Origin of the sequence: Salinimicrobium gaetbulicola, from assembly GCF_042676025.1 — a bacterium.
GTDB lineage: Bacteria > Bacteroidota > Bacteroidia > Flavobacteriales > Flavobacteriaceae > Salinimicrobium > Salinimicrobium gaetbulicola.
In genome coordinates, this window is record NZ_JBHTJP010000032.1 from 319207 (window position 1) to 345859 (window position 26653).

Genomic DNA, 26653 nt, shown 5'->3' on the forward strand with positions numbered 1-26653 from the left:
CTTAAATAAGTATATTGATAAACTACTTGAAAGACAATACTCTTAGGTAGACTTAAGTTCTTTTTCCAAGACTTGATACTCTTCCAAAATGGCTTTCCAGATCACATCTCTTTCATAATCCTCTTTGATCATTTTCCGGGATTTTGATTTCATGTATTCCCGCTTCTCCTCCTTTAAGATCATCATTTTCATGGCATCGTAAAGTGCGGCTTCATCCCGAATCGGGATAATCGTCCCGTTCTCTCCTTCTTTGATTATTTCGTTACATCCGTTAATATCTGTGACGATAGACGGTAATCCCATTGCTCCAGCCTGCAAAACAACATTCGGAAAACCTTCCCGATAGCTGGGAAAAGCCAGTACATCTGAGCAGGCCAGAAAAGGTCTCACATCATTCTGATATCCTACTTCGTGGATATGAGGATTTATCTTGATTTTTTCTAAAGTTGAATCTTTAAGGGGGTCTAGTCCGGCTTCATAAGGACCAACCAGTATCAAAGAAGAGTTTGAGAACTCTTTGTTCAGCTCCTGAAAAGCTTCTACCAGTTCATTAATTCCTTTATCTCTTACCAACCGGCCTACAAATATATACACTAAATGTTCTTCAGGAATATTGAGTTCTTTTCGAAGCCTAAGTCTATCCTCTTCTGTATATAATTCAGGATCAAAATATAAAGTATCTATACCATTTGAACTTCCTTTACCTATAACCTTGAATTTTTTAGATGGCCCGAAATTATTTTCAATAAGAAATTCCTTTATTTTGTGAGAGTTAGGATAAACTTTAGTTGCGCTTGCAAATGTGATCTTTTCCACCGCCTCCAGCATCTTCCTGGTAGTTCCTTTTGCCTCAAGAAGTGGCAAACCTGCTACAGTATGCAACCTTATGGGTACCCCTGCCATTTTAGCCGCAAGCATCCCTGCAATCCCTGCTTTAGGGGTATGAGTATGAACGATCAAAGGTTTTTCCTTTTTAAAAAGCTTAAATAGTTTAATTACCGAACTGAGGTCTTTAAAAGGAGTTATTTTCCGGGTCATTTCTACGGAAAATGTTTCGACCCCAAGAGATTCACCCAACTTTTTAAGTTTTTTTTCCTCTGAAGCAACTGCCAGCACCCGATAATGATCCTGCATAAAATTCAATTGCCCTTCAAGTAATTTTTCAAGTGATAATGGAATAGTAGTTATGCGGATTAAAGTATTCATTCAATTAAGTTTGGTTATGGTTAAAAGTTGGGACTTACTAGTTTACTAAGGCTGAAAGATCCTTCATGGAAAGAGATTTAAAGCCATACTTTTTATTGCATTCCCTGTAACAGGAAACGATCTCTTTTAATTCTTCCATACTTCTTTCAGGGTCGCTTCCAAAATTATGAGGATGCCACCATAAATGATATATCTCCTTATTTTTTGCCGCGTGGATCATTTCAGATTTAATTCGCTTAATTTTAAGTTCGTTCATAAATGAAAATCCAGATACCGGTCTTAACAACCTACTTGCAGGCTGCTCAAGAGGTTTTCCGGTTACTTTTTTGATCCTGGAAATTGGATAGGATTTGTCATTTTTCCCAAAATAGGCGTCTCCACTTCTAAATAGCTTTTTTGAAAAGGTAGAATCCTCGGTATCTCGCCAGTACCAGCTGGAAGGATTGGATCTAACCGAGGTTATCCCAAGGTTATGACATATCTTCAAATAATCTTCGTTTAACTGGTTCCTGGGGAAAACAAGAGATTTTAACTCAATACCCATCTCTCTTGCTTTAGAAATAGCCATTTCCAGGTCCGCTTTAAAAGCTTCAGGAGTTTGACCTTTTTCTGAACAATAATAATGGCTATAGGTATGGGTCGCTAGTTCTTGCCCGGGGGTATTACTGATTTTTCGGATCAATTCCGGAGCAAAGCACAATGAAGCATTTTCATTGGAAGCTATCGACCTTCCGAAGTCATAAGCATTAAGGTTTGCATTGTCATAAGAAGGTAATTCTTGAGGAAAACTTTGGGACCATTCATTCCAGTTCTTATTAAATAACATTCCAACGGTAGCCCAGGTGCAGGAGATCCCATTCTCAGAAAAAACCTCTAAAATTTGAGGAATCACCTCCCGTGTATTCTTAAAATAAGTCACTTTTTCCTTGTGATCGACCTTATCAAAAACTCCCCATAAGAGTTCAAAATCAAGCGAGATCACTAAGTTACCGTTATCCATTCTGGCTTTATTTATATAATAATTATTAGCAAGCTTCAGCTTTTAGGGCTTCCTCTTTTGCCTTTTTCAACCTTCTCAGCTTCATGATCCTGTCATATTTCTGCTGTGCCAAATAATAGAAGATCACAAAGAATAAAAAGTACATCACCATCGATTTTTGACGCATGATAATCCCCAGATTAGCCATGACAAAGGTTAATGCCAGTGAGGAAAGGAAAAATACCGTCAGGCTCATTTTTACGCTAATTGGTGATTTTCTGATAAAACTGATGAAATCTTTCTTCAGGATCTTAAAAAATAACAGTAGGTAAATAAGGTTTTCAAAAGATACGATGATCCCCAGAAATCCCGGAGCATCAAAGAACAGAGGCCTGAACCAGAAAGTAAATAGTTTAAGAGGTAAAGGATAAGATGCCATGTCTACTCCTGATGTTGATTTACTTAATTCTGAAGACCTGGTTTCTGAAAAATTCTCAAATTCTTGTATGATATCCCCGGACCCATCCAACCCAGCCATTTGTAAAATAGTGTCTTTTGCCAGTACCAACCCGATGATCATTACTGATGTGATCATCAATTTTCTGGAAAGGGAAATTTGTTCTCGCCCGGTCAAATAGCCGAGAATAGTTCCTACTGCCACGAAAAGAAATACGTGAGGCCTGATAAAATAGATGAGAGCTGATCCTAATGTCAAAGTGAACCAACGCGATTTTGCATCTTTAAGAGCATAGGCATACATCATTAAACCCAGAAAAATAGGTGCGCCTTTTCCAAGGGAGGCGGTCCAGAAATGCATATTGGGAAGGAACATGAGAAGTACTAAAAGATCAACTTTAAATACCTCGATTTTAATAGGAATATTTTCTCTAAAAAATAAATACGCATATACAAACCCAAGGAAGCCCATATACGCATACAGTAACATCATCATTTCATAGTTGAAACCAAGGAAATTGATGAAAGGATAAGATAGAAAATCTATAAAGGTAGTACTGGTTCCGAAGTAATCTGTCCAGGCCCAGCCATCATATTGAGGTCTTTCAAAATATTTCTTGGAATCGGATGGGTTAAATAAAGCATAGGTATAATAAACAATCGCAAAAAAGAGATGGTAGAAAAACAACGTATTCATTAACTTTTTAGAAAAGAAACCATGCTTCCTTTCAAACCCGTTAAAAATTGCCTGGGTTACCAGAAATAAAAAGATCAATAATACGAGGGCTCCTATCATTTAAAATAATTCCAGGTCCCCTGTGCTATATGCCCAGGAATCCAGATTTAAAAATTTCTGTTTATCATTTTCGGCTAATGCCATATCACGAAAAGTAAGCACCGGTCCAAATTTACCCGTTATGGAGCATGTGAAATCCAGCCCTGAGTCCGGACTGCAACTAATAACCTGTACGCCATATTTCTTTGCCCAATTCTTCACTTCCCGACGAAGTATTTTCTCTGGCAATCCGGGCGATTTTAAAGCTTCGGAAATACGCAACTCCCTGAATTTACCCTGATCCTTTACATATCCTGCCAGAAAATAATCGGGAGTCGCTTCCACATGATAGTCCTGTAACGGATTTTTCACATAGCGCCAACAAAGATATTCTAGGTTTTTGGGAGTGAATAATTGTCCCGTCGCGGCTTTCTCTTCCTGCAAAGCTTTCAGAAAATCCGGGGAACCGGATTTATTCCACTTTGTTGGATAAGTATATTTACCGTTTCTTCCTTTCCAAAAGAATGGATTTACGGGCCTCAAAGAGACTTTCAATTTATCAACTTCCTTCCAGCCCATTTTCAGATATCCAGGTTTGCTCTGGGAGTTTGGGGTATTAAAAACAAAATTATCTCCGCGTTCTTTCCCGATCTCCAGGGCTTTCAACGTTAATTTCTTAAAAATACCTTTTCCCTGATGGTCCGGATGGGTAGCTGTATCTACTGCTCTAAAAGCTGAAAATACCTCCTCGCCTTTCTGCCATTGCCAACGCATAAAGGCTCTTACACCAATGACTTCCTCATTCTCTAATGCCAATAAAACCAGGGATTCACCAAAAGGATTATCGACATGTTTAAAACGCCAAACATTTTCAGTTTTCCTGGAGGAAGTCTCTCCCAGGCTTGCTTTCAATACCTTTAAAATACCAGGGATATCCTTATTTGTACCTTCTCTAATTTCCATGTAGTTCTGAGGTCTTAATTGGTTACAGTTGGTTCAATTCGAATTGATTTTTTAATATTTTGAGCATAGGTTGTATAATATCCCTCCAACTCCTCTACCATACGTTGTAAACTGAAAGCCTCCACTACTCTTTCTCTTGCTGCAATTTTCAGTTTTTGTAATTGCTCCGGGTTATTTATTAGTTTCTCACATAGAGGAACCAGTTCTTTCCAATTTTCCACTTCGCAGGTCAATCCATCCACTTCATTTCTTATCACCTCTTTAATACCTCCCGCATTGGTAGCAACCACAGCACACTCCATACTCATTGCTTCTAGGAGAGCTATGGGAAGTCCTTCAAACTGGGAACTCATCATGAAAATATCCATGGCTTCGAAGTAAGGCCTTACCTCGGTTTGCAATCCCGGGAAAAAAACTGAAGATTCCAAGTTCAACCTTTGCAGTTCTGCTTTTATTTCATCTTCCAGGGGCCCAGCTCCGACTATTATTCCATAAATCGATGGATTGTCTTCCTTTAGTTCCTTGAACACCTGTAACCATTCCACCAATCGCTTCTGAAAACGGAATACAGCCACATTGCCAATTACCAGGGCATCTGCAGGTATTCCCAGTTCACTGCGCACTGCAACACTCTCGTTTCGTTTAAAACGATCCGTGTTGACCCCGTTCAGGAGTGTTTTTACCGGGATCGAAGGTTTTATATTCGTATTAATTGAGTCGGTCACATCTTGAGAAACCCCAAATGCCAATGTTTGGGAATTAAAACTTAATTTATTGATCGTTTTGGTAGCGACATGATAGCGCTCTTGCATATTATGTTCAGTGTACAAAACAGGTATACCGGTTTGCTTATGAACCCATCTTCCTAAAAATCCGGCCCAGGGCAAATGACAGTGGATTAGATCTATCCCATGGTCTTTACAGTATTCTATCACTTTATTTCCCTGAAGGATCAACCTTATGTTGTTCTTTGCTTCAAAGCAAGTGACTTCTCCTCCGGCTTTTTGAAGGCTCTCGACCATCTGATCTTTCCACGGAAGAAAATAGATATAATGAAATTCGAAATTGTTCTTATTGTGAAGCTGAAGAGATTCTGGCAATAACATCTCTGCACCACCACGGCCTAAGGATTTTATAATATGTAAAATTTTGGTTTTTACCATAATAACATTAAAAAGGTCTAAAATGAATCAGATTACATCGTAATAAGATTTGATGAATTTGTCAACCAGGTTTTTATTCAAAAAATGAGTATTTACCTGATCTTTTGCCAGGGTGATTTTTTTAATGGGATGATTTTCAAAAATATTTTTAATTGAGTTCATAAATTTTTCCTTATCTCCATAAGTTACAGGAAATCCTGTATTTTCATTTAAAATTTCACTTATTCCTCCCACTGAATAGGCTACTACAGGAGTTTTATAAAACATAGCCTCCAGAATGACTGCAGGCAGGCCCTCAATCATACTTGGGAGCACAAGGATATCGCTGTATTTTATAAAATTCACAGGATCCTTAATCTCACCATGAAGTTTAACTTTATCTGTGAGCAGGAGTTTGTTGATTTGAAATAAAATTTCCTTTCTTAATGGTCCTTCACCAATTATATGCAACCTTGCTTCCGGAAAGGAATTCACTACCTCTTTAAAAATTAATAAAAGGTCTTTATGGTTCTTTTCCTTGGTCAGGGAACCCACATGAACTATATTCTTGGATTCGGAATGATCAAAAGGATCATGTAACTCTCTGGTATCCTCTTCTACTCCAATCGTAATAACCTCACTTTTATTGCGGGTAAACGGGAAAAACTTGTTAAGGTCCTTTTTTGACCAATGTGAGACAGAAATGATCTTATCTACTCTTTTCATAAGCTCCCGGTTCCACATTTTGGAAGCGACATCTTTGATGTAATAACTGGAAACACTGGCATTCCTATATACAATTGGGGTTTTCCAACCAAAAAATGTCTTGGAGAAAACAGTATATTTTAAAGTATCAGAAGCATTAGCCTGGACAATATGGGGATTGAAATCTTTAACTACCTCGGCAATGGATTTCCAGCCTTCCATATCTATATACCTGCTGGTTTTATCCCTATTAAATGAATTAATTTCACCTTCAAAAGGCAGTTCTGCCTGCCCGCCATATATACTAAATACTTTTACCTCGTGGCCTTTTTGAATTAAATGATTGGATAACTGACAGCTAAATATTTCAGCTCCTCTGTATTGTTGTTTTTGAATGATTTGAAGGATGCGTAACTTTTCCGGTTTTTGATCAACCGGCAACTTCCCTGAATTTTCCCGAATTAATTGATTATATAAACTTTCGAATTGAACGGCATTTTTTCCTGAGTCAAATTCTTCTCGCACCAGATTATATGCATTCTTCCCCAGCCTGTTCCTAAGTTTTTCATCCTCAACTAATTTAAGAATGCTCAATCTAAATTCTTCTTTATCGAAATCATCAATAATAATTCCAGTTTCATTTTTCCTGATAACTTCAAGCACTCCACCCACATTGGTTGCAATCGAAGGCTTTTTCTGTACTGCAGCTTCCAGGATCACTCCCGGTACACCTTCTACAAGGCTCGAAAGAACAAAACAATCACTTCCTGCCAGCAGTTGAGGAATGTCTTTACGGAAACCTAAAAGAAAGACAGTATCTTCAAGATTACGACCTATGATCTCTTTATGGATCACAGAGAAAGTGATCCCGTTTCCAACACATACCAGTTTAACATTAGGATGTGATTTCTTTATTTCTGAAAAAACATCAAGTAAAAAGGAATGATTCTTCTCAGGACTAAAATTCCCAACATGAATGATAATATGGTCTGTTGGCTCTAATTGTAACTCTTTTCTCAATTTTGCTCCTTCAACCTGAGGATCAAACTCTTTAAAAGGAATTCCTCTTCTTATGACTGCTGTTTTATCTTTTGGATAATTAAAGGTGTCAATAAGATCATTTATTGATTCATTTCCAACTGAGGTGACAAAATCTACCTTTTTAAATATCTGTCGGTAAATTTCCTTTTTCAAACCGGAATTCAACCATTCACTTATTGTACTAATATTTCTATAAACAATTGGGACTTTGGGGACAAAATATGACGCAGAGACCATATATTTTAAGGTGTCGCTACCATTACACTGGATCACATCAGGCTTTTCGGTTTTGATTAGTTCAATTACCCGAGAAACTAATTGGGGAGAAATTCCTTCACTTTTTTGTTCCACCAAATCAATATTGGTCGCTCCTTCAACAGAAAGGATGTTGTCACCATTGGTATAAAGACCGGCAAATATTATCTCATGATCCAATTTAAGAAGTTCTTCACTTAAATTCGCCGCAAAAACCTCTGCACCTCGATATTGCCTTTTAGTAACTAGTTGAAGGATCTTCATTTAAATTATCGATTTATAGAAAAATAGAAATCTTCATATTTTTGAGCTATTCTAAAAATATCGAATTCGTTTTCTGCTGTTTTCCGTGCGTATTCTCTTAAGTGCTTCAATGAACTTTCATTGGTTACAGCGTAATTTATCTTATCACTTATATCTGAAATATCACCCACTTTAAAAATCACTGCCGATTTATCATTCACACATTCCATATTTTCAGGAATGTTTGAGCAGGATATTAATAAGTTACCCATCATGGCTTCTATCAAAGCCCCCGGAAGGCCTTCAAAATAAGATGGAAAAACAAACACATCGGCAATAGAGATCAATTCCGGGACATCTTCCCGCCTGCCAAGAAGGAAAACATTATTTTCTAAATTTAGTTTTTGAATAGTGCTTTCTAATTCTGTTCTAAATGGTCCTTCTCCAACAATGAATAGCACAGTATTAGGGTGTGCTTTCAAAATACCGGGCATTGCATATATTAAGTCCTTTTGCCCTTTTCTCTCTATTAATCTACTAACATTGAGGAGGATCTTTTTATTTTCTGCTTTTAATTCCTTCCGTAAAGAAGTTGTTCCGCCATTAGAAATATCTCCATTGAACCGACTAAGATCACGTCCTCGAGGAATCACTTTTATCTTATCAAGGGGAACATTCGTTGCTTTTGCTTTTGCTTGCTTAATTGTATTAGAATTGGATATAAAATAATCAACCTTTTTGGAAGAAACCGTGTCTATCTTTTGAATGAATTTGAGTTTTATGCGAAGACCCAAACCAGATTGTTTAAACCTCATTGGATGATATGAATTGTTTACGAAACTACTGATAAGAGGGACTTCTGGAAAAACCTTTTTCAATCTCCTGGTTACCAGATCTGACCTGAACAATGTTGAATGAATAATATCCGGTTGTTCCTTCCTGTATATTTCTGCAAGTTTTTGTTCGGCTTCTTTAAAATTCCAACTTCCAGAAAGATTCAGTGAGTATGTAGGTATACCCTTTTGAATAAATTCATTCTTAAGGGAATCTCCTTTATAAAGATGTACAAAAACAGGATCTATCTGGCTGAATTTACTGGTTATTTCTAAAAGACTTCTTTCCGCCCCTGATTCTTCAAGGGTGTCTATTACATAAAGTACTTTGGGGTTCTTTTTCATAATGGGGGTTCAAGATAATTTTCTATGAAGGGAGATCGCTTTGTCTCGTTTAAAGACACTAAAAAGCAAAAATAAAAAGGATGGCTTTATACTGGAAAAGATAATTTTCCTAAAAGCCTTGTGAGCTAATCTTTGATCACCATCATATAAAGACAACCAAAAAAGTTTATAGTACCATTTAAACCTTAAAAATTTATCTTTATCTATCACATGTTTGTGTTTAGCAATTATGATGTTATACGATTTCTTTTTTTCAGAATAATTGGTTCTAACACTACCTTCCTGGGAGTTTATGGTAACAACAATATCTTCTAATACTGTATAATTATATTTTTGGCGCAACCTGATAAGAAAATCTGTATCAACTGCTGTTCTAAGGTTTTCGTCAAACCTTAAATCATCAAAACATTCTTTTTGAATTAGGAATCCTCTACCAATTCCCACATGCAATTCATATAAAAACTGATTGGGTACTTTTTCAGTTTTGGGGATCCATATAAAATCAGACTGGGATCCATCAACGGCTACAGTTTTTGTTCCTGACCATAAAAATGCTGTGTCTTTCCCCGCAGAATTCAAGGTTTTCAATGCCTTTTCCAGATAATCAGGGTGATACTCATCATCACTGTCTAAAAAAGCTATAAAATCACCTTTAGCTGTATCCACTCCAATGTTCCTGGCAACAGCATTGCCACCATTTTTATCACTTTGAATAAACTTAATTCTAGGGTCAAGATAACCTTTGACAACCTCAGGAGTATTATCTGTAGAAGCATCATCAACTATTAGAAGTTCCCAATTATCATAGTTCTGATCCAAAACACTGTTAATAGCATTTGCAATTAAATGTTCCCTGTTATAGGTTGGTATTATTATGGATATTAATTGATTGTTCATGTTAATTTTTTAAAAGAAGAGTTTAATAAGCTTATCCAAAATATTCTACTTTTTTTGGACCGCACATTTCCTCCAAAACTTTAAGCTGATCATCTGTATATTCAAATTGAGTATAATTTTTCTTGTAACGTTTATGAGCTTTATTTTTATGCTCGGTCTTGAAATGAAAATCAGAAATACCTATAAACCTTTCCAATCTTTCATTCTCACTACTTAACTTATCAATATCAATCTTTATCCACCTGTCTTTATCCAACTTTGATAGTAGATTTTCAATTTTTGCATTCCAGAAGCTCCAGTACCAGCAACACTTTGCAAAAGCATCGAGGTCGTTCCATTCTGTTGTGGTAAATTCACCCACTTTATCACCTTCAACCCTACAAGCCCTGGAAGAATATAGAGGGTCCATTATCAAACGACCTTTGTTATCAAATTTATTTTTCTCCTGATACCAGCCACGAGTGAAAGCAGACTTTACGAATTTCTCAGGTTTTCTGATACACCAGATGAATTTTGAATTCGGGAAAATTTCATTAAGAATTGGAACTAAATTTGAAAGTTTTTGGTCAGATTCTGCATAAATATGGTTCACCGGAATTAAACCAGGTTTACTATAAATCTCTTTTAAATAACCGGTAAGTTCTTCCTTAGAAATTATACCATATTCATATTCCGTACTTAACTTAAATAATTCCCAATGTGGTTCATGTTGTCCTTTAATTTTAGGATGTTGGTCTAAAACGGTAGCTATACTTTGTGAACCCGCTCTTCCTGTAGATAAAATAAAAACCTGTTGTTGACATTCAGAAATTGGAACAAAAAAATCATTTACTATTTCCTCTGAAAGCTTGATCCCACTTTGGCCACCATATATTTTTTTAGCATTTAGATTATCATAATGTTCGAAATTACGTGTAGAGACCTGTTTAAATCCCGTCTGAACTATTATTGATCCGGGTTCAACACTTTTATTTAATACTACTCCTATCCCTATTATTGAACCTTCCCCTATTGTAACTCCCGGAGCTATTGAAACATTCATTCCTATCCATACGTTTTTACCTATTACGACCGGTTTGGTTTTCAATGTTTGGTCATAAGGCAATGCTTCCCCTTCATAATTATGAGATGAACTATAGATTGAAACATTCCTGGAAATATGAGTATTGTCACCTATTATAACTCCTCCTTCGGCATTAATAAACGAAGTTCCACCTATATGCACATTATTCCCAATGGTTAACCCTCTAAAATTAGAGACCTTTATTTTTCCGTTGATTTTAACGTCTGCGCCAATATTAAACGCTTTCTTATATACAAGACTTGTATAATATTCCCTGATAAACCTATTAACATATAAGTTTTTAAATTCTAAGAAGATGAAAACAATTTTTTTTAAGATCCTAAATAATAATGATTTCATTGTGTTTTGATTTGGAGTTGGAATTTTATTCAATAAGCAGGCGCAATTCTATCCACCTCCTTTACGAAGTTTCAGAAAATAGAATATTTTATTTTTGTAAAAGAAAAAAGTAAAAACCGAAATTAGTATTAATAAAAGCACAATTTTTAATATCAATGCCTCCTTTAGCACATTAGACACCATTAAAAGGTAAATCAACGCAGCCGCCAGGAAAGATGGCGCTAGACCTTTTATGAATTCTAATAATACCTGGCCAACATTAAAATTAAGCACAATTTTCATCAGGGAATAATCCAGGATTAATTCTATTAATCTAAATGCAACCACAGCAATAGCTGATCCGACAATCCCATATTTTATTATCCCAAAATATACCATCGGCAAGTAGAGAACAAGAACCTTAAATAATTGAAATTTGAATTCTATGTTTACCTTATTGTTTGCTCTCAAAACACTTGTGATGTTTATAGAGCCGCCATTAATAATAATAGAAGTTGCCACAAGCTGAATGATAATAGTACTTTCTACCCATTTTTCCCCAAAAATCCTGGGGATAATGTCCACTCCCAGAATGAAGGCAACCATAATAGGAGTTATTAGTAAAGCATTAAAAAAAACATTATTACTGTAAATGAATTCTTGTTTCTTTTTATCAGATTGGAATTTCGAATATATAGGATATAATACCTGATTAAGAATCGATTTCACCTGAGCTCTGATAGAGTCGGTTAAAATAAAACCAAAGGAATAGAGCCCTAATTCCGTTTTCCCAAGTAATTTCCCAATTAAAAAATAATCTCCCTGTGCCATTATTTTACCAACCAATGCTGATAAGGTTGTAAAAAATCCAAATCCGAATAAATCTTTAAAATATTCCCTTTTCCACACCCACTGAGGTGTCCAGCCTGTTGCTTTAAAAAACAAGGGTACAGCTATAAAAGTGTTCGCTACACTATTAAATACAAGTGCCCATACTCCGGCACCATAATATGCCATGACAAGCGCTATAACACCAGAAGTTATATTGCTGAAATTATTTATGACCGTTAACCTCTTGAAACTAAGAGATTTTATTAACTGAGCGCGATGCACTAAATTTAAAGGGCTTGCAAGTATCCCTAAACTTAATGCAGGTACTATATAAAGAAGTAAAGGCTCATCATATAAATCAGCAGTAAGGGGACCAATAATAAAGCTTACAATTAAGAATATCAAAACTGACCAGCCTACACCAGTCCAGAAAGCCGTGGAAAAATATTCTTTATTAAGCGACTCTTCTTTTCTTTGGATAAGTACAGCTCCAAATCCTAAATCTGTGAATACCTTTATAAAACTAGTAAAAACGACTGCCATCCCAATCAATCCAAAATCTTCCGGAAAGAGAATACGAGCCAGAACGATCTTGATAATGAAACCGAATGACCTGTTTATAATTGTCTGAATGGATGTCCATTTAACTCCTGTTATTATATCTTTTGCTGTTTCTCCCAAATTATACTATCCGTTTCAGTTTTTTTAAATTGTGTAATACTTTAAAGTGACCCCTTTAAAAACATATATCTAAAAAGCCTTATAAAGGCCAAGAAATCTACAGGATGATTTTTTATGGCCGTCCATTGCCATTTACAGGCATCTATTCTTTTTCCCAATTTAAAAGCATTATAGGCAGTGATTTCTGCGAACATTTTTAATATTTTGTTTTCAAAATTCAACCTCTTATATTTTTTATACATATGAGGAAATGAATCATATCTTCCCTGAATACGTTTTTGTTTTTTACCCAAAGTATTCTCATTGAAATAATGCAAGGTGGGAAAATCCTTTGCAATGATTTTATAATTATTCTTAGCACAATAATCTGTTATCCTAATAAAAAGTTCCCAGTTTTCAGAATGAGTTAAAGTCCTGTCATATCCTCCAACAGCCTCAAATACCTTTTTATTAAGAATACAAGAACCAGATAAAATATTGAGGTAATAATTATGAAAAAGAGGTCCTTTGATTCTCGGCGAATATAATTTCTTAGTTAGGCTATTGTAATATGAACCTGAACATATTCCCAAATTATTCTGTTCCTCAATAACATTTAAAAAATCCTTTATAGCATTTTGATATAACTGATCATCACTATCTAAAAATAATAGGAAGTCCCCCTTGGCCTTTAAAACTCCTATATTTCTGGCGCTACACACCCCCTCCTTTTCACGATAAAAATATTTAATACTTCTATTTTTGATAAAAGGTTCAATTTCAGTTTTGCTGTTATCAATACTCCCATCATCCACAATGATCAACTCCCAATTAGAGGAATCTTGATTTATTACGGATTCAATAGTGGCTCTGATAGTACGGGCATTATTATGTGTTGGAACAATTATTGAAATCATACATTAATTTTAATTTCCTTAAACAATCTATTTTGTAGGGAATTAAAATCAGGCAGGGTAGCAGCATTTAAAATTTCTTCAAAAGAAACACCGCTAGTACCCGGAATTATAGGTTTTACTTTTATATCTACGCTTTGAAAATAGTCATCGAACTTAAAATTTCCTCCAGCTATTTTTTCACTCAATTTAATCCACACAGAAGGAATACCATAAGCGTGAGATAGAATCACTCCATGAAGGGAACTTGAGAACGTATATTCACAAGATTTAAGGTCATTAACAAAGGTTTCCAGATCTGAATACACATCAATAAATTTCACATCAGGTTTATTTTTCCATAAAGTAATTACTTCTGCATCATGGTCAATGTAATGTGGTATAATTCCAAATTTATATGTCTTTTCTACATCGGGATCAAAGAACATCGGTAATAAAATTGCAGGATCTCCATATATTTCAGGCACGTCAACCACACCGGCTTTTAATAATTTATTCCGAGTTAATGGACCTCTACAAGCAACCACTTTTTTTGGTTTTACAAAAACCCTGGAATCTTCGCGTTTAAATCCGGAACCAATAACCGTTAAATTCCTTACACTTGAATTATCTAACACACTGCCAATAAATGAGTAGACCGGTTTAATTCCAAGATTTAAAACTTCCTGAAGGTTGACTACCTTTTTCTCCGTTATTTTTTCAAACAAAAAGGGATTCAAAGCATCTCCAATATTTTTTTTGGTAATACCCGATGCCGACCATTTTAAAATACATGAATCCTGATCAAGTATTTTTGTAAAATATTTCAAATATCTATTTGTCATGATCTGTCAATTTTACCCAATCTGGATGTAGGGTCCATTTGACTGAATTCTGCAAATTATATTTCTATCTATCTTAAATTACATTTGAAGACAAATAGATTTTTATTAAACTTTATAATACTCTCTATACCACTCAATAAATTTTTTAACACCTTCTTTTACAGAAGTGGAGGTTTTATACCCATAATCTCTTTCCAACCCGGAGCTGTCAGCCCAGGTAAGGTTTACGTCCCCGGGTTGCATAGGCATCATTTCCTTTTTGGCTGTAATCCCTAATTGCTCCTCGATTTCCTCAATAAAATTCAATAAATTAACTGGACTGCCATTTCCAATATTGTATAGAGAAAAGTTAGTCTTAGAAGTATCACTTTTTATTACCTTAAACACGCCCATAATAATATCATCTATAAAGGTGAAATCCCTCTCCAGGTTGCCTTCATTAAAAACCTTGATAGGTTGATTTTTGGATATAGCATCAGTAAACAGAAACATTGCCATATCTGGTCTTCCCCAAGGGCCATATACAGTAAAAAACCTTAGACCCGTAGTTTTAAAACCATATAAGTGGCTATAGGTATATGCCATTAATTCATTGCTCTTTTTGGTAGCTGCATATAAACTTATTGGGTGATCCACATTATCTTCAGTTGAAAAAGGAACCTTTTTATTTTGCCCATATACACTCGAACTGCTTGCATATACAAGGTGTTCTATTTTAAAATTTCGGCAACATTCAAGGATATTTGCAAAACCTACCAGGTTACTGTCAATATAAGCTTCAGGGTTTTCAATACTATATCTCACCCCTGCCTGAGCAGCCAGATTACATACAACGTTGAAATTTTCTTTTTCAAAAATTACAGGAAGATTTTCTCTGTCCTGAAGGTCAAGTCGAAAAAAATTAAATTCAGGATATTTAGAACTTTTAATTTCTGAGTTATAGAATTCGGTTTTTAACTTATCTATCCCTAACTCATTTAATCGATCTAGCTTTAGATTGACGTCATAGTAATCGTTTAAATTATCAATACCCACAACTGTAAATCCTTCAGCTAAAAGTGTTTTACAAAGATGGAATCCTATAAAACCTGCAGCGCCAGTAACTAATATTTTTTTATTCTTCATTAAAAAAGATTTCTTCAGTTTTCTCTAGCTCATTATACTTAATTATCAAGTATAAAATTTAAACAATCATCCCCGCGGCTACGGTTTCGTTCGTATTCTCATCAATTAGTATTATGCTACCAGTATTCCTGTTATCCCGGTAAGCATCAGTCATTAATGGTCGGGTACAGCGAATTTTTACCCGCCCAATGTCGTTCATGGTAAGATCCTTATCGTCATTTATACGGTTATAGGTATTTATATCCACCTTATAGATCACTTCTTTGATCATCGCTCTCTGCTCATTAGAAGTATGCATAATGGTATACTTAGCCCTTGGTTTGGCGGCTTCATTATTTAACCAGCAAAGCATCACATCAAATTCCTGGGAGCTTTCAGGCTGATTGTTCTTTCTTACGATCATATCTCCCCTGCTCACGTCAATATCGTCCTCCAATGTTATGGCCACTGACATTGGTGCATAGGCTTCCTGAACCTCCTGTTCACCGGCATTGATAGATTTTATGGTAGAAGTAAATCCCGAAGGTAAAACGGCTACTTCGTCTCCTACCCGGTAAATCCCACTTGCTACCCTACCGGCATAGCCCCTGTAGTCTCTAAATTCATCACTTTGAGGCCTCAAAACGGTTTGAACCGGGAAACGGGCATCGATCTTATTAATATCACTACTGATGTGTAATGTCTCTAGAATATTTAATAAAGTTCCTCCCTGATACCAATCCATTTCAGTAGATCTGTTCACCACATTGTCGCCTTTTAAGGCACTTATAGGAATAAACCGGACATCCTTGACCAGGAGCTTTGAAGAAAATTCCTCAAATTGTCCAATGATATCATTGTAAACCTCTTCGGAATAGTCCACAAGATCCATTTTGTTTATACAAACGATCAAGTGTGGAATGTTTAATAGAGACGCAATAAAAGAATGCCTTTTAGTCTGTTCGATAACTCCATGACGGGCATCAATCAAAATTACTGCTGCGTTTGCCGTAGAAGCCCCGGTCACCATATTACGGGTATATTGAATATGCCCCGGTGTATCTGCGATTATGAATTTCCTTTTGGGAGTAGTGAAATATCGGTAAGCTACATCAATAGTGATCCCTTGCTCTCTTTCATCTTTTAATCCGTCTGTGAATAAGGCTAGATCTACACCATCATGCCCTTTTTTGGCGCTAGTCGCTGTTACCGAATCGAGTTGATCTTCAAAGATAGATTTGGAATCATATAGTAATCTTCCTATTAATGTACTTTTCCCGTCATCTACACTTCCTGCGGTGGTAAATCTTAGAAGTTGGTTATTATTTATTTCCATTTGAATTGTAAGCTTTAAGAAGTATCTAATTTTAAATTTGATGCAAGTCGATTAAAAATAACCCTGTTTCTTTCTATCTTCCATCGCGGTTTCTGAACGCTTGTCATCTGATCGGTCGCCTCGTTCGGTTTTTCGCATAGCTGAAACTTCTTCAACTATTTTCTCTAACGTATCGGCTTCTGATTCAATCCCTCCGGTGATGGTAATATCACCAAGTGTTCTGAATCGGATCTTTTTCTTCTGAATTTCTTCTCCTTCCTCTAATTTTAAAAATTCAGAAGTAGGGATCCATGAATTATTTCTCCAAACCACTTCTCTTTCGTGAGCAAAGTATAAGGAAGGAATACTGATGTTTTCCCTTTTTATGTAATTCCAGACATCCATTTCGGTCCAGTTACTTATAGGGAAAGCACGGAAGTGCTCACCTTCAAACTGTTTTCCGTTTAAAAGGTTCCAAAGCTCAGGTCGCTGGTTTTTCGGGTCCCATTCCCCAAAGTCATTCCTGTGAGAAAAGAAACGTTCTTTTGCACGGGCTTTTTCTTCATCTCTACGGCCACCGCCAATAGCACAATCAATCTTATTATTTTCAATTGCATCCAGCAAAGTGGTAATTTGAAGAGCATTCCTCGTAGCGTTCTTACCTCTCTCTTCTGCTACTCTACCATTGTCAATAGACTCCTGAACAGATCCTACAATGAGTTTTACACCAAGCTCCTTAATTAAATCATCCCTGAATTTGATGGTTTCTGGAAAATTATGACCGGTATCCACATGCATTAAAGCAAAAGGGATCTTGGCAGGATAAAAAGCTTTTTTTGCCAGATGGGTAACTAATATGGAATCTTTACCTCCTGAAAAGAGAATTACAGGATTTTCAAACTGAGCCCAAACTTCTCTTAGGATATATATAGCTTCAGACTCTAATTCATCTAAGTAATTCAAATAATATTTACTCATTGTATTCTAATTTTGCTTGTAAAACTTTGAAGATCCTTTCTACAGACTCTTCGATACTTTCATTTTCAGTTTTCACCTCTATATGAGGATTTTCAGGCTTCTCATAAGGAGAAGAAATACCGGTGAAATTTTTTATCTCGCCCTGTCGTGCTTTTTTATAAAGACCTTTTACGTCTCTTTGCTCACACACTTCCAAAGGTGTATTTACAAAAACCTCAATGAAATTATCGGCACCTATAATTTCTTTAGCGTGTTTCCTGTCAGCTTTCAAAGGAGAAATAAAAGCAGTAATGGTAATGATACCAGCGTCTATAAATAATTTCGCTACTTCAGAGATCCTCCGGTTATTTTCAGTACGATCTTCTTCCGTAAAGGTTAATCCTTTATTCAAACCACTGCGGATGTTATCTCCATCCAGAGAATAGGTTCGGAGGCCCATATCAAAGAATTTCTTTTCCAACTGGTTGGCGATAGTCGATTTCCCAGATCCCGATAGTCCGGTAAACCAGACTACAAAGGAATTATGGTTATTCAAACGGTTCCTGTCCTCTTTTGAAATATGATAGGTATGTTTAATTATATTTTTCAAATCATTTTTAATTTCTGAATAGCCGGCGGTTAATCCACCATTTTTTCATTGTTAACAGACTTTACTTGTGGCTCAAGTTGAGTTTTTCTTTCTTCAGCAGTTCGTCGGGAAGGTAATCCGAAATCAATTTTATACCAGGTACGTTCATGCAAATAATATAATACCATTTTAGTCACTACTTCTGCTGCACCAATTTTAAAACCTGTCATTGGATTTCCTGAAATGATCCAGGCAAGAACCATGGTATCTAATGTACCAATGAACCTCCAGGAAAAAGTTTTCGCAAGGTGTCTTTTTTTACTGTCATGCCCATTCCTTTTAACACCCATTTTAACTTTAAACCATGCTCTTTCGTGGAGATAATACAGGACCATCTTGGTGATGACTTCGGCAACTCCCACTTTAAGTCCGGTGGAGGGACTACCCGAAATGAACCACGCCAGCAGAATAGTATCAATTGTTCCAACTATTCTCCAGGTAATGGCCTTGGCAATATGTCTTTTATACGTTTTATCTTTCATAAGAAACTGAAAAATGACCGTTTAAAAGATCTTTTCTGTTATAAGTCATTGGCTCTCCCGATTCTTTGAAAACACATTGCAACCCTACCGATTCACAAATAGCGTGACCGGCCGCAGTGTCCCACTCCATGGTCGGAGCAAATCTGGGATATATATGAGCCTCTCCTTCTGCTACAAGGCAAAATTTTAAAGAACTTCCCTTAGAAACAATTTCTATATTCTCTCCATGAGTCGATTTCAATTCTTCAATAAACTGTTTGGTCTCCTCATTCATATGAGAACGACTTCCCACTACCTTTAACTGCTCCGAGGAACTGGCAGGCTTAATTTCTTCCGCTTTTTCAAGAATTTGATCAACATCCAATTCGTCTCCGGAAATTTTAAACCTAAAAGCTTTAGAATCGGAAACCATTCCGAAGTAAAGTGTATCCAAAGCGGGAGCGAATATCACTCCTAAAAGTGGTTTCCCTTGTTCTACCAATGCGATATTCACGGTAAATTCATCATTCTTTTTAATGAATTCCTTGGTGCCGTCCAGCGGATCAACAATCCAACATTGCTTCCAATTTTTCCTTTCCTCATAATCGAGTTGCCTGTTTTCCTCACTTATAATGGGAATGTTATGAGGAATAAGAAACTCATTGATTATTTCATTTGCCTTTCTATCTGCTACTGTTAAAGGAGAGTCATCCTCCTTGTTTTCTACCTGAAAATCATTCCCATGGTAAATTTCCATTATGGAATTACCTGCTGCTATTGAAGCTTTTATAGCTGTTTTTAATTCTTCTCTCATCATTTATTTTTTTCAAGATATTCCAGGGCTTTCTTCAGTTCGATATCCCATGTACTTGTTTTTAAAATTTTATCCTTGCCGTTTGCAGCGATAATCTTTCTTTTCTCCTCTTCTTTAATCAGGAAACACATTCCTTCCGCAAGGCTGTTAATATCCCCTGAATTGAATAGTTTGAGTACATTTTCGTCCTCAAAGTTCTCAGGGATTTCCCCGGCATTGGGTGCCAATACCGCTTTGCCGGCTGCCATATATTCTCTTAATTTAAGGGGAGAATAATGAAAACCTTCTCCACTTCGCGCGCTCACTACCGCAATATCAAACAATGAGACATACTTTGGAATATTCGAAAATTGAATTCTTCCTGTAAATATTACTTTTTCCTGAATCCCTAATTTTCTTACCAGTTCTTCGCAATCCTTTCTTTCTGAACCATCTCCTACTAACATTAAAATTGTTTCCGGTGACTGATCTGAAACTTCTTTGAAAGCCTTGATCAAATGATCCAGACCATGGAATTTTCTGAAACTTCCCGTCCAGCCAATCACAGTTTTCCCGGTTAAGTTCAATCTGTTTCGCAATTCTGACGCTTTCGTGTGAGCAAAAAGCTCTGGTTCAACTGCCATGGGAGATATTAAAATCTTTTCTTCTGAAATTCCCATTTGCAATATCTTTTGTTTCACTTCTTCTGAAACCACAGCTACCAAATCTGCCTTTTTCAAATTTCTGGCTTCCACACTTTCCAGCCATTTTCCCCACCAATAACGTTTCACTCCCCATTTGGAGGCTTCCCATACTACAGGAGCATGGACATAACTTATAAATGGTACATTATATTTAGTTGCCAGGCTTTTTCCCGGTCCTACGAACAGATCATGCTTTTCCCAAATAAAGGCCGGCTTTCGACCCTCCAGGTTCAAATTTTCTAAAACCTTCCAATTCTTAAGATTCCACCAGGTAAACAGATCATTGATCAAAATTTTTAAAAAAGCCGGAACTAACGAAAATTTCCTTCTTTTTGCCTTTCCATTTTTATCAGGTAAAAGCGGATAATTCCAAACTTCATGCGGCGCAGCGATCTTGTCTGATGTGACCACCACCGCATCTCCCAAATTTCTTTTTGCTGCCGAAGCCCACCCCGCTGCTGTTATCCATAATGCTTCAGCTCCTTCCCAGGAGCAACTTGATCTCGGCATTATAAAAACCGCTGTTTTAAAGCTGTTTTTTTGATTCATTTATCATGACGTCTTTTAGCTGAAGGGGTGAATTAGTAAAATTTAATGAATTTAATTTCCAATAGCGTAGAATTCAAAGCCAATTTCCCTTTTTGTAGACGGTTCCAGCAATCTTCTGCCGTCAAACAGGAATGCCGGTTTGAGCATTTGGTCGTACACCATTTTCCAATCAAGGTCCTTAAACTCATCCCATTCGGTTAAAACCGCTACAGCATGAGCTCCCTCACAGGCTTCCATCGGGTCATTGACAACTGTGACCGCCTGACGGTTTGCATCGCCACTTCGACTTCCTAAATAATCCAGGTCTGAATAAATCTGCTCTTCAGTAACCTTTGGATCGTATACTATGATCTCTGCCTGTTCATTCAACAAATAATCGGCAACATAAATTGAGGCTGATTCCCGGGTATCGTTGGTATCCTTCTTAAAGGCCCATCCCAGCATTGCGATCTTTTTCCCTGAAACCGTATTGTACATCGTTCTGACCATATTGGCAGCAAATCGCCTTTTTTGATGGTCATTCATTATGATCACCTGTTCCCAGTAATCTGCGACTTCTTTTAAGTTGAAACTACGGGCGATATATACCAGGTTTAAAATGTCCTTTTGGAAACATGATCCTCCGAAACCTACAGAAGCGTTCAGGAATTTAGGTCCTACCCGAGTGTCCATCCCAACTGCCTTAGCCACTTCGTTCACATCAGCTCCGGTCTTTTCACACAATTCTGAAATCGCGTTGATAGATGATACTCTCTGGGCTAAAAACGCATTAGCAGTTAGTTTTGAAAGTTCAGATGACCAAACGTTGGTTGTTAGAATTTTTTCTCTTGGCACCCAGGAAGCGTATATGTTTACCAGGGCATCCATGGCTTCTTTTCCTTCCTCTGTCTCAATATCTCCACCTATCAGGACTCTGTCCGGATTTTTCAGATCGTCAACCGCTGTTCCTTCCGCAAGAAATTCAGGATTTGATAAGATCTGGTATTTCACCCCGTTTCCGGTACTGTCTAAAATCTCTTTCAATGCCGCTGCGGTTCGCACCGGTAAAGTTGATTTCTCAACTACGATCTTATCGCTCTTGGATACTTCAGCAATTTGACGGGCACAGAGCTCGATCCATTTAAGATCGGCAGCCATTCCTTTTCCAATTCCGTAAGTCTTTGTAGGTGTATTAACCGAAATAAATATCATATCGGCTTCATCAATGGCCTTATCTACCTCAGTAGAAAAGAAAAGGTTCCTTCCCCTGGCTTCTTTTACAATTTCAGAAAGTCCGGGTTCATAAATGGGAATATTCTCGACGTTCTCATCATTCCATTGCTTGATCCTTTTTTCATTGATATCTACAACGGTAACCTTTACTTTAGGGCATTTTTGAGCTATAACAGCCATGGTAGGACCCCCTACATAACCTGCGCCGATACAGCAAATATTCTTGATTTTCATTTATTTATGTTATAATTTCTTGTCGCATTTAGATTTGAGAACACCCTTAACATCATATACCACTGTTTTCTCATTTTTTAGTCTGTCCAGATCCATATCAAGGAACTCCTCATGAGCAACTGCCAGAACTATCGAATCAAATGGCCCTTTAGGTACTTCATTTACAGTCTCAAGTTTGTATTCATGGTGTACTTCAGCAGAATCAGCTAACGGATCATAAATAGTCACGTTCGTGCCATATTCCTTCAAGTGTTTGACAACATCCACCACTTTAGTATTCCTTACATCGGGACAGTTTTCTTTGAACGTGATCCCTAATACCAGAACGTTGGCACCTTTGACTTTTAGATCATTCTTTAACATGAGTTTTACCACTTCACTACTTACGTAATGTCCCATACTATCATTCATGCGCCTACCAGCAAGGATAATTTCAGGGTGATAGCCAATTTCCTGGGCTTTCTGAGCCAGGTAATATGGATCAACCCCAATACAGTGGCCACCTACCAAACCTGGTTTAAATGGAAGGAAATTCCATTTGGTCCCGGCAGCTTCCAGTACATCCTGGGTGTCAATATCCATCATGTTAAAGATCTTAGCCAATTCATTTACGAAAGCGATATTAATGTCCCGCTGTGAATTCTCTATAACTTTAGCGGCCTCGGCAACCTTTATGGTTGGAGCCAAATGAGTCCCGGCAGTAATAACCGAAGCATATAGTTCATCAACTTTTTGACCTACTTCAGGCGTCGATCCGGCCGTTACCTTTAAAATCTTTTCTACGGTGTGCTCTTTATCTCCCGGGTTGATCCTCTCTGGAGAATAACCCACGAAAAAATCCTCATTAAACTTGAGTCCGCTAACTCTTTCCAGGACGGGCACACATTCATCTTCGGTGGCCCCTGGGTAGACAGTGGATTCATAGATCACAATATCTCCTTTTTTTAACACCTTTCCAACGCTTTCACTTGATTTATAAAGCGGGGTAAGATCGGGGCGATTATTTTTATCCACCGGTGTAGGTACGGTTACCACGTAATAATTACAATCTTTAATGTCTTCCAGTTCATAGGAACAATAAAGTCCGTTCTTTTCTGATCCGTCAGAAATTGGAGATTCATGCAAAAGTACATCTTGCAAAACCTCATTTTCAACCTCTAAAGTGCTGTCTACACCTGTACGAAGTTCTTCTACTCTCTTCCTATTTATATCAAATCCTATTACCGGATATTTTGTTGCAAACAGGCGTGCCAGTGGCAGTCCTACATAACCCAGGCCTATTACGGCGATTTTTTTATCTGTCATTATTGAAATTAAGTGTTTGATCAAAGATTCTCCCAGTACCAGCTAACAGCTTGTTTCAGGCCATCTTCAATTTTATATTTAGGGTCATAACCCATTAGTTTTTTTGCTTTTTCTACTGAAGCCAAAGAGTGTGGAATATCACCTGCTCTTTCCGGACCATGTTTCACCTCTACCTCTTTGATCTTAGGGTCAAATTCTGAAAGATATTTTTTCAGTAATTGGGTGAGTTGTACAAGATCTGTCCTGTCTCCTACAGCGGTGTTGTAGACTTCATTCAAAGCCTCTTCATTGGATGTGGTCAACGCTAAAAGATTCATTTGGACCACATTATCGATGTAAGTAAAATCACGGGAATAGGTGCCGTCACCATTAATTACGGGACTTTCATGATTCATAAATTGCATGACGAATTTTGGAATTACCGCGGCATATGCCCCGTTTGGGTCCTGTTTCCTTCCGAAGACATTGAAATACCGCAACCCTATGGTATTAAAACCATATGTTTTATGGAAAATATCGGCGTATAACTCATTTACGAATTTGGTGATGGCGTAAGGTGATAAAGGCTTTCCTATCTCATCCTCCACTTTAGGCAGAGCTTCAGAATCTCCATAAGTAGAGGAACTGGCAGCATACACAAAGCGTTTGACATTTGCATCCCTGCTCGCAACTAACATATTAAGGAAACCGGAGACATTTACCTCATTACTGGTAATAGGGTCATTAATGGATCGAGGCACCGAACCTAATGCCGCTTCATGCAAGACAAAATCTACACCGGCTACTGCACTATGGCAATCTTCCAGGTTTCGGATATCCCCTTCCAATAAGGTAAAGTTAGGGTGTTCCATTATACCGGAAATATTCTCACGTTTTCCCGTGGAGAAATTATCCAGACATACTACCGTTGCCTTTAGTTCTAAAAGGGCTTCACAGAGATTGGATCCTATAAAGCCTGCTCCTCCTGTAACTAAAATTTTTGCAGATTGAAGGACTTCAAACTGAGGGTTGTTCATTAAGACAAATTTGGGTTGGTTAATCGTTCTAAACCCAAAGATAAAATTTCCCTGTAAGGTAAATCCTAATTTAATCTTAAAGATGAAATATTAATCTTTTAAGGCCCTGAGAGTCCTTAATGCTTACTTCTTTTAAGATTTTGATGTAGACTCTAAATGAACCACAAGTGAATCAATAACAACTTCCTTTTTAGAAGGCTCAAGTTTATTGTTTATCCTTTTAGAAAGTATCTCCATGGCAGTTTCCCCAATTTTAGCAGCATTCTGATTAACATAAGAAATAGAAGGAGTAAGAAATTCAGCGATTTCAGAATTTATGAATCCAATAATTTTTAAATCCTGAGGAATCCTTATATTATTTTCATAGGCTAACCGCTGAGTCATTAAAGTACTATCGAAATCACTGCAAAGCAATGCATCCACCTTTTTATTAAGTAAAAGATCTAATAACTTAGCTTTCAAACTTTCAGGGTTTGCCGAGTTTGCGATAAAGAAATCATCTTTACTTTCAAGTGCTTCTTTATAGCCGGTAATCCTTAGCTTCCCAACGCCCATATGATGTATCGTGGTGGCTATACCTATTTTTTTCTTTCCTAGGGATTGTAAGTATTTGGTAGCATCATAAAATATTTTTTGGTCATCAATACCTACTTTATCCACCTTCATATCAAAATCAATACGGTCATATAAAACAACAGGAAGATTATAGTCAATAAGGTTTATTATATGCTCAAAATCTTTTTTACGCTGGGTTTCTTCAGCAATTGCTAAAAGAACTCCATCAACAAAACCTGAAGCCAACATTTCGGTGATCTGCTTTTCCCGCTCATGCGATTCATTTGATATGTAAGTGATAACCTGCAAACCATCTTTTTGTGCCTGAGCCTCGATTCCTGAAAGCACCTTCGCAAAAAAAGAATTTGCAATATTTGGTATGATCACCCCCACTGTTCCACTTTTACTGCTTTTTAGGTTCACCGCAGTAGGGTTTGGCCTGTATTTATGAAGAGCCGCAAGTTCCTTAACCCGAACGATCGTTTTAGGACTAATTTCAGCACTATCATTTAAAGCCTTGGAAACGGTTGACACCGAAACGTTTAACAGTTTAGCTAGTTCCTTGAGGGTAATGCGATTTTTCATAAGACAATTCCAGGTTTAATTACAAATGTAGTAAAGCCCGATAAAATTAAGGTTTGAAAATATTTTATTAGCCCCATTTTTTTTAAATTCTGAAAAATCTCCAATCTAATGAACTTTTTAAAAGCCCACTGGTTTTACATTCTGGCAGCCTTAATTACAATAATAGGACTAGTTACCGGATGGTACTTTTTTATCCTTTTAGTATTACCTATCAGTCTTTTTAGTGGAAAGAAAAACAAGGAAAATCATGACTAGTTAAAATTTTACTAAAGGTTTCAGGTGTATTTGCAAAGCCGATACTACCACCGTAATTTAAACTGAATCATCTAAACAATTAAACATGAAACAGAAGGGAACATTGTCTGAGACAATAAATATGCTAAGAACTGAAGAAGGTTATGATGAAGACTTTAATCTACTTGACGAACATTTGGAGATAAAATCCAAGAATGAAAAATTAGGACCCGATGAATTCACTATTGATCAGGTCTTTAGATTTGAAGGGGAATCCAATCCTTCAGATAATGCCATTCTTTACGCCATAACAACTTCAAGTGGTCATAAAGGTGTGCTTGTTGATGGATATGGTTATTCAAGCGGTCAGGTTTCCGATGAAATGATGAATAAATTGAACGCGAAGAGAAATCGTCCTATCTCAGAATAAGAAAAGCCCCGAATTATTTGGGTTTTTACGCTAAACTATTGTATTTTCGAATAGAAATTTAAAAACCAATAATTTAAAA

At 36.8% G+C, this 26653-nt stretch carries 24 protein-coding genes; 1 reads left to right on the forward strand and 23 read right to left on the reverse strand.

Annotated elements, in window-relative coordinates:
• Positions 1 to 42 precede the first annotated feature (42 nt).
• The 23 genes from ACFQ1G_RS02955 to ACFQ1G_RS03065 form a co-directional block, all read right to left on the reverse strand.
• A complete protein-coding gene (locus ACFQ1G_RS02955) occupies positions 43 to 1206 on the reverse strand; it encodes a glycosyltransferase family 4 protein (RefSeq protein WP_380736779.1) in 1164 nt (387 codons plus the stop codon).
• 37 nt (positions 1207 to 1243) lie between these two features.
• Positions 1244 to 2206 (reverse strand): polysaccharide deacetylase family protein, encoded by a 963-nt coding sequence (locus ACFQ1G_RS02960; RefSeq protein ID WP_380736780.1) that lies wholly within the window; start codon positions 2204 to 2206, stop codon positions 1244 to 1246.
• 25 nt (positions 2207 to 2231) lie between these two features.
• On the reverse strand, positions 2232 to 3437 hold the full coding sequence (locus tag ACFQ1G_RS02965; RefSeq protein WP_380736781.1) for a hypothetical protein: 1206 nt from the start codon (positions 3435 to 3437) through the stop codon (positions 2232 to 2234).
• Positions 3438 to 4379, reverse strand: a complete 942-nt coding sequence (locus tag ACFQ1G_RS02970; protein WP_380736782.1) for a GNAT family N-acetyltransferase — start codon at positions 4377 to 4379, stop codon at positions 3438 to 3440.
• A 14-nt stretch (positions 4380 to 4393) separates the two neighbouring features.
• A complete protein-coding gene (locus tag ACFQ1G_RS02975; protein WP_380736783.1) occupies positions 4394 to 5542 on the reverse strand; it encodes a glycosyltransferase in 1149 nt (382 codons plus the stop codon).
• A 27-nt stretch (positions 5543 to 5569) separates the two neighbouring features.
• Positions 5570 to 7786, reverse strand: coding sequence for a glycosyltransferase (locus ACFQ1G_RS02980; protein WP_380736784.1), 2217 nt, complete (start codon positions 7784 to 7786; stop codon positions 5570 to 5572).
• A gap of 5 nt (positions 7787 to 7791) precedes the next feature.
• Positions 7792 to 8943 (reverse strand): glycosyltransferase, encoded by a 1152-nt coding sequence (locus ACFQ1G_RS02985; RefSeq protein WP_380736785.1) that lies wholly within the window; start codon positions 8941 to 8943, stop codon positions 7792 to 7794.
• A 9-nt stretch (positions 8944 to 8952) separates the two neighbouring features.
• Positions 8953 to 9840: a glycosyltransferase family 2 protein gene (locus tag ACFQ1G_RS02990; protein WP_380736786.1), complete on the reverse strand. Its 888-nt coding sequence runs from the start codon at positions 9838 to 9840 to the stop codon at positions 8953 to 8955.
• A gap of 31 nt (positions 9841 to 9871) precedes the next feature.
• A complete protein-coding gene (locus ACFQ1G_RS02995; protein WP_380736787.1) occupies positions 9872 to 11263 on the reverse strand; it encodes an acyltransferase in 1392 nt (463 codons plus the stop codon).
• Between the two features lie 48 nt (positions 11264 to 11311).
• A complete protein-coding gene (locus tag ACFQ1G_RS03000) occupies positions 11312 to 12754 on the reverse strand; it encodes a lipopolysaccharide biosynthesis protein (RefSeq protein ID WP_380736788.1) in 1443 nt (480 codons plus the stop codon).
• Positions 12755 to 12795: 41 nt separating this feature from the next.
• Positions 12796 to 13650, reverse strand: a complete 855-nt coding sequence (locus tag ACFQ1G_RS03005) for a glycosyltransferase family 2 protein (protein ID WP_380736789.1) — start codon at positions 13648 to 13650, stop codon at positions 12796 to 12798.
• Positions 13647 to 14471 carry a polysaccharide pyruvyl transferase family protein gene (locus tag ACFQ1G_RS03010; RefSeq protein ID WP_380736790.1) on the reverse strand — a complete coding sequence of 275 codons (825 nt, stop codon included), beginning with the start codon at positions 14469 to 14471 and terminating at the stop codon, positions 13647 to 13649. Before ACFQ1G_RS03010 ends, ACFQ1G_RS03005 begins: the two co-directional genes overlap by 4 nt.
• 105 nt (positions 14472 to 14576) lie before the next feature.
• Positions 14577 to 15596: an NAD-dependent epimerase gene (locus ACFQ1G_RS03015; RefSeq protein WP_380736791.1), complete on the reverse strand. Its 1020-nt coding sequence runs from the start codon at positions 15594 to 15596 to the stop codon at positions 14577 to 14579.
• A gap of 58 nt (positions 15597 to 15654) precedes the next feature.
• Entirely contained in the window at positions 15655 to 16911 is a 1257-nt protein-coding gene (locus ACFQ1G_RS03020) for a sulfate adenylyltransferase subunit 1 (RefSeq protein WP_380736792.1), read from the reverse strand.
• Between the two features lie 51 nt (positions 16912 to 16962).
• Positions 16963 to 17868, reverse strand: a complete 906-nt coding sequence (cysD, locus tag ACFQ1G_RS03025) for a sulfate adenylyltransferase subunit CysD (RefSeq protein ID WP_380736793.1) — start codon at positions 17866 to 17868, stop codon at positions 16963 to 16965.
• On the reverse strand, positions 17861 to 18457 hold the full coding sequence (cysC, locus tag ACFQ1G_RS03030; RefSeq protein WP_380736794.1) for an adenylyl-sulfate kinase: 597 nt from the start codon (positions 18455 to 18457) through the stop codon (positions 17861 to 17863). Before cysC ends, cysD begins: the two co-directional genes overlap by 8 nt.
• 29 nt (positions 18458 to 18486) lie before the next feature.
• Positions 18487 to 18978, reverse strand: coding sequence for a DUF2061 domain-containing protein (locus ACFQ1G_RS03035; protein WP_380736795.1), 492 nt, complete (start codon positions 18976 to 18978; stop codon positions 18487 to 18489).
• The gene (gene cysQ / locus ACFQ1G_RS03040; RefSeq protein ID WP_380736796.1) at positions 18968 to 19771 is read right to left on the reverse strand and encodes a 3'(2'),5'-bisphosphate nucleotidase CysQ; all 804 of its coding nucleotides are present in this window, start codon (positions 19769 to 19771) and stop codon (positions 18968 to 18970) included. The genes ACFQ1G_RS03035 and cysQ overlap by 11 nt, the downstream gene beginning before the upstream one ends.
• A complete protein-coding gene (locus ACFQ1G_RS03045) occupies positions 19771 to 20964 on the reverse strand; it encodes a glycosyltransferase family 4 protein (protein ID WP_380736797.1) in 1194 nt (397 codons plus the stop codon). The genes cysQ and ACFQ1G_RS03045 overlap by 1 nt, the downstream gene beginning before the upstream one ends.
• Before the next feature lie 90 nt (positions 20965 to 21054).
• Positions 21055 to 22449 carry a UDP-glucose 6-dehydrogenase gene (locus tag ACFQ1G_RS03050; RefSeq protein ID WP_380736798.1) on the reverse strand — a complete coding sequence of 465 codons (1395 nt, stop codon included), beginning with the start codon at positions 22447 to 22449 and terminating at the stop codon, positions 21055 to 21057.
• Between the two features lie 9 nt (positions 22450 to 22458).
• Complete coding sequence (locus ACFQ1G_RS03055; RefSeq protein WP_380736799.1) at positions 22459 to 23754, reverse strand: nucleotide sugar dehydrogenase; 1296 nt, start codon at positions 23752 to 23754, stop codon at positions 22459 to 22461.
• A 20-nt stretch (positions 23755 to 23774) separates the two neighbouring features.
• Positions 23775 to 24770, reverse strand: coding sequence for an SDR family oxidoreductase (locus ACFQ1G_RS03060; protein ID WP_380736800.1), 996 nt, complete (start codon positions 24768 to 24770; stop codon positions 23775 to 23777).
• A gap of 132 nt (positions 24771 to 24902) precedes the next feature.
• Positions 24903 to 25910, reverse strand: a complete 1008-nt coding sequence (locus tag ACFQ1G_RS03065; RefSeq protein WP_380736801.1) for a LacI family DNA-binding transcriptional regulator — start codon at positions 25908 to 25910, stop codon at positions 24903 to 24905.
• Between the two features lie 340 nt (positions 25911 to 26250).
• Between ACFQ1G_RS03065 and ACFQ1G_RS03070 the strand changes: the two genes are divergently transcribed.
• Entirely contained in the window at positions 26251 to 26574 is a 324-nt protein-coding gene (locus tag ACFQ1G_RS03070; RefSeq protein ID WP_380736802.1) for a phosphoribosylpyrophosphate synthetase, read from the forward strand.
• The last annotated feature ends 79 nt before the right edge of the window (positions 26575 to 26653 follow it).

Coding starts and splice junctions, on each gene's coding strand:
- ACFQ1G_RS02955 (WP_380736779.1), bottom strand. CDS start 1,206: ATGAATACTTTAATCCGCATAACTACTATTCCATTATCACTTGAAAAA.
- ACFQ1G_RS02960 (WP_380736780.1), bottom strand. CDS start 2,206: ATGGATAACGGTAACTTAGTGATCTCGCTTGATTTTGAACTCTTATGG.
- ACFQ1G_RS02965 (WP_380736781.1), bottom strand. CDS start 3,437: ATGATAGGAGCCCTCGTATTATTGATCTTTTTATTTCTGGTAACCCAG.
- ACFQ1G_RS02970 (WP_380736782.1), bottom strand. CDS start 4,379: ATGGAAATTAGAGAAGGTACAAATAAGGATATCCCTGGTATTTTAAAG.
- ACFQ1G_RS02975 (WP_380736783.1), bottom strand. CDS start 5,542: ATGGTAAAAACCAAAATTTTACATATTATAAAATCCTTAGGCCGTGGT.
- ACFQ1G_RS02980 (WP_380736784.1), bottom strand. CDS start 7,786: ATGAAGATCCTTCAACTAGTTACTAAAAGGCAATATCGAGGTGCAGAG.
- ACFQ1G_RS02985 (WP_380736785.1), bottom strand. CDS start 8,943: ATGAAAAAGAACCCCAAAGTACTTTATGTAATAGACACCCTTGAAGAA.
- ACFQ1G_RS02990 (WP_380736786.1), bottom strand. CDS start 9,840: ATGAACAATCAATTAATATCCATAATAATACCAACCTATAACAGGGAA.
- ACFQ1G_RS02995 (WP_380736787.1), bottom strand. CDS start 11,263: ATGAAATCATTATTATTTAGGATCTTAAAAAAAATTGTTTTCATCTTC.
- ACFQ1G_RS03005 (WP_380736789.1), bottom strand. CDS start 13,650: ATGATTTCAATAATTGTTCCAACACATAATAATGCCCGTACTATCAGA.
- ACFQ1G_RS03010 (WP_380736790.1), bottom strand. CDS start 14,471: ATGACAAATAGATATTTGAAATATTTTACAAAAATACTTGATCAGGAT.
- ACFQ1G_RS03015 (WP_380736791.1), bottom strand. CDS start 15,596: ATGAAGAATAAAAAAATATTAGTTACTGGCGCTGCAGGTTTTATAGGA.
- ACFQ1G_RS03020 (WP_380736792.1), bottom strand. CDS start 16,911: ATGGAAATAAATAATAACCAACTTCTAAGATTTACCACCGCAGGAAGT.
- cysD (WP_380736793.1), bottom strand. CDS start 17,868: ATGAGTAAATATTATTTGAATTACTTAGATGAATTAGAGTCTGAAGCT.
- ACFQ1G_RS03035 (WP_380736795.1), bottom strand. CDS start 18,978: ATGAAAGATAAAACGTATAAAAGACATATTGCCAAGGCCATTACCTGG.
- cysQ (WP_380736796.1), bottom strand. CDS start 19,771: ATGAGAGAAGAATTAAAAACAGCTATAAAAGCTTCAATAGCAGCAGGT.
- ACFQ1G_RS03045 (WP_380736797.1), bottom strand. CDS start 20,964: ATGCCGAGATCAAGTTGCTCCTGGGAAGGAGCTGAAGCATTATGGATA.
- ACFQ1G_RS03050 (WP_380736798.1), bottom strand. CDS start 22,449: ATGAAAATCAAGAATATTTGCTGTATCGGCGCAGGTTATGTAGGGGGT.
- ACFQ1G_RS03055 (WP_380736799.1), bottom strand. CDS start 23,754: ATGACAGATAAAAAAATCGCCGTAATAGGCCTGGGTTATGTAGGACTG.
- ACFQ1G_RS03060 (WP_380736800.1), bottom strand. CDS start 24,770: ATGAACAACCCTCAGTTTGAAGTCCTTCAATCTGCAAAAATTTTAGTT.
- ACFQ1G_RS03065 (WP_380736801.1), bottom strand. CDS start 25,910: ATGAAAAATCGCATTACCCTCAAGGAACTAGCTAAACTGTTAAACGTT.
- ACFQ1G_RS03070 (WP_380736802.1), top strand. CDS start 26,251: ATGAAACAGAAGGGAACATTGTCTGAGACAATAAATATGCTAAGAACT.